General features: G+C 67.8%; 4 protein-coding genes. 1 reads left to right on the top strand and 3 read right to left on the bottom strand.

The window, feature by feature from the left end; all coding sequences use genetic code 11:
• A partial coding sequence (locus MKK82_RS24645) for a hypothetical protein (protein WP_243987190.1) occupies window positions 1-273 on the top strand: 273 nt, incomplete at its 5' end.
• Between the two features lie 223 nt (window positions 274-496).
• On the opposite strand, the gene MKK82_RS24640 is transcribed toward MKK82_RS24645, so the two are convergent.
• The 3 genes from MKK82_RS24640 to MKK82_RS24630 form a co-directional block, all read right to left on the bottom strand.
• The gene (locus tag MKK82_RS24640) at window positions 497-1,072 is read right to left on the bottom strand and encodes a hypothetical protein (RefSeq protein ID WP_373323415.1); all 576 of its coding nucleotides are present in this window, start codon (window positions 1,070-1,072) and stop codon (window positions 497-499) included.
• A gap of 171 nt (window positions 1,073-1,243) precedes the next feature.
• Complete coding sequence (locus MKK82_RS24635; protein ID WP_238293875.1) at window positions 1,244-1,393, bottom strand: hypothetical protein; 150 nt, start codon at window positions 1,391-1,393, stop codon at window positions 1,244-1,246.
• Window positions 1,394-1,492: 99 nt separating this feature from the next.
• On the bottom strand, window positions 1,493-3,104 hold a 1,612-nt coding region (locus MKK82_RS24630; RefSeq protein ID WP_243987189.1), incomplete at its 5' end, for a porin.

Raw genomic sequence — 3,104 nt, 5'->3', positions numbered from 1 at the left:
AAGATCGCCACCGCCGCCACGATGCTCACGCTGTCAGCGAGCCTGGCTGTTGCTGCGCCGTGCAACGTCGGCACGACGACGAATGCGGCCACCGGGAAGGACAGCAGCTCGAATGTCGATGGGGGCTCGACCGCCAAGGTGCCCCCCGGCGCCAAGGCGGAGTCCCCCGGCACGGTCGGCGCCATGACCAACACGGGCGCCGCCATGAAGGACGACGGCTCGAAGAAGGCTCCGGAAGGTCAGCCCGTGAAGCCCGGCGCCGACAACTGCTGAGTCCACCCCATCGGTCGGGCCGCCATATCGTCCTGGCTCGCCCGGCCAAGTGCGCGTCCCATCGACGCCGCTCGGAAGGTGCCAGGCCGGCCCGGTATCGGCCGCAGGGCCCCACGGCTCCGTCGGCCGCAGCTTGGCTGGATATCCTCCGGCTTCACCCCCGCCCTGCACTCCGATGCCGCCACCGCGCGGCGCGGCTCGATGGGCGGCCCAGGCATCAGACCTACTGTGTGAGCAGGATCTTGCCGTTCACCGGCCCCACGCCCTTCGGCACCGGCACGCTCGTCGCGTCGTAGTTGGCGTTCAGGTACAGGGTCGGTCCATCGTAGAGATCGAGGAGCTGCGTGACGATCACCGTGTAGGCGGGCTGGTCGCTCACAGCCGCCTTGCCGTCGATGAACAGCCGGCCCGCCGGCAAGTAGATCGTGCCCAGCATCGTGCGGGCGTTGTTGCTGATGATCCGGTACTCGCGCAGCGGCATCGACGGCGGCGAGGGCGGCGGCGGCGGGGGCGGCACCGGAGCCGAGACGCCGGGTTGCTCGGTCATCAGGAAGCCGGCCAACGGGCCGCTCACCGGAGCCGTCAGGCTGATCGTGGTGCTGGCGTCGAACAGCACGCCGGCCGCGTCGCCCATGAAGTAGAAGCCGACGTTCTGGCCCGTCATGCCGGCTGTTTTGTCCACGATCAGCGGGCCGTCCTTGATGATGTAGACGCCCGGATTGAGCGTGACGCTGGCCGTCCCGGTGATGTGCAGCCCGCCGCAATAGGTGCGGGGATTGAGCGTCGTGTCGGCCGTCACCGCGACGTTGCCGGCAGCGGGACCTCCGGGGCCTTTGCCTGGACCGGGCCCGGCCGTGGAACTAAAACTGTTGCCATCCGGCTACAGCAACAAATGGCAACACAGCGGTCAGCAGCTTCTTGCCTGCCGATGCATGGCGAGGGCCTTACCCACGCCGATCCTGTGGCCGGACTAGAACGCGGACGGCTTGGCGCCCTCGTCCGTCCGGAAGGCGTCCGTGGCGGCCTTGATCGCGTCGTCCGTCAGGTCGGGCTTCCGGCGCAGGTCACCGGCGCCGGGGATCTCTTTGGCCCTGCCGGAGAGCGACCGCGGCAACAGCACAACAAAAAGCCCGGCCTTTCGGCCGGGCAGTGAGGGTCCCTTTGCACGGGGACATCAAGACCAGGAAGCTTTGGAGAACAACCGGTCTCGATCTGGAAATTAGAAGTCGCGCTGGATGCGGACGCGGATCTGGGAGACGCCGTCCGAGGTCGTGGTGCGGACGAGGCCACCGGCGTTGATCGCGGCGACGCGCGAGTAGGCGGTCGGATCCTTGTCGACGTCGATGACGCGGCCGTTCTTCACGCCGATCTGCGTGTAGAAGCCTTCGAGACCGATATCCAGATCCTTGACGGGCGACCAGATCACGTTCGCGCCGGCGACGAATTGGTAGGTGTCGCGGAGCGCCTGGCTGAGCGCGTAGAAGCGCGTGCCGGGCGTGCCCACGCCGTTGGCACCGAACGAGTTCGCCGGGTTGATGATGTTGAAGATCTGGCCCTGGGCCAGCCGCGAGCCGCTGGCGAAGTTCTGCTCGCCGTAGGAGCCGAAGAAGGCCGAGCGCCACTCCGGCGACCAGTAGTGCAGGTAGGCCGCCGACACCGTGACGTTGTCGTTCTTCTCGATCTGGCCCGTGAACGGGTTGATCTGCGCGTCGTTGAAGAACTGCGTGAACTTCTGGCCCTGAATGGTGGTGGCCGACTGGGTGTAGGAGCCCGAGTACGAGGAGTAGCCGGAGTAGAGCTGCGCACCGTTCGCGTAGGCGGCCTGGACGTACAGCGCGTCGCCCGGAGCGATGAACGGCGCGTTGACCTTGATGCCGCCCTGCACGGCGAAGCCGTAGGCCGTGTTGGTGTGTGCGATGCTCACGTTCGAGCCGCCCGTGGCCGCCGTTGCGGCGGTGCCGAGGCCCGTGCCCGGGATGAAGCCGAGGGTGTTCTGGACGTTGTTGACGTTCAGCTCGTGGACGGCGGCCGAGACCTGAGCCGAACCCCAGGCCTGATCGAGGCGGAGCACGCCGACGACGTCGGGCATCCGGCTCTTCTCGATGCCGTCGACGAAGTTGAAGCGCGACGGGGCGCCGGCGGCGTTGAACCCGGTGATCACCGGGATCGGCGAGTTGGTGATGCCGAAGTTCGTGATGGCCGCGTTGACCGTGACGTTGGCGGCGTTGACCGTCGGGGAGAAGAGGCCGGTCCGGCGGAAGATCGGATCTTCGGCCGAGATCGTGGCCGACAGGCCGTTGCCGAGCGTGGCGGTGTAGGCGAGCAGGTTCGTCGAGAACACGTCCGAGCCGGCCGTGGCGCCGGTGAACTCGAAGTCGTGGGCGTAGAAGTCGAAGAACGAGGAGGCGCGACCGGCGGTGAGGCCGGCGAACTGGATGAACGCCTTGTCGACGTTCATGTACGACTGGCCGCGGCCGAACTGATCGACGCCGAGCGCCGGAAAGGCCTGGCCGATGCGCTGCTGCGTGCCGGAGGTGCCGCCGCCGTAGGGACCACCCGAGCGGTAGCCGGCGTCGAGGCGCACGAAGGCGCGCAGGGTGCCGTAGCCGGTCTGAGTGCGGGCATCGAGGTTGATGCGCATCCGGGTGCCGTAACCCGCGGTGTCGCCACCCTGGTTGAACTGGCGGGTATAGGCGGTCTGGTAGCCGCCCTCGAACCGCGCGCGGCCGGAGAGGCGCAGGCAGGTGTCGGTGCCGGGAATGTAGAAGAAGCCGGCGCCGTAGGTGGAGCAGACGCGGACGTACTCGATCGGAACCGCCTTCTTGACCGGC

Origin of the sequence: Methylobacterium sp. E-046 (assembly GCF_022829625.1) — a bacterium.
GTDB classification, from domain to species: Bacteria; Pseudomonadota; Alphaproteobacteria; order Rhizobiales; family Beijerinckiaceae; genus Methylobacterium; species Methylobacterium longum.
The sequence above is the reverse complement of the archived record's forward strand: the minus strand, read 5'-3'. Positions and strand labels throughout refer to the sequence as shown.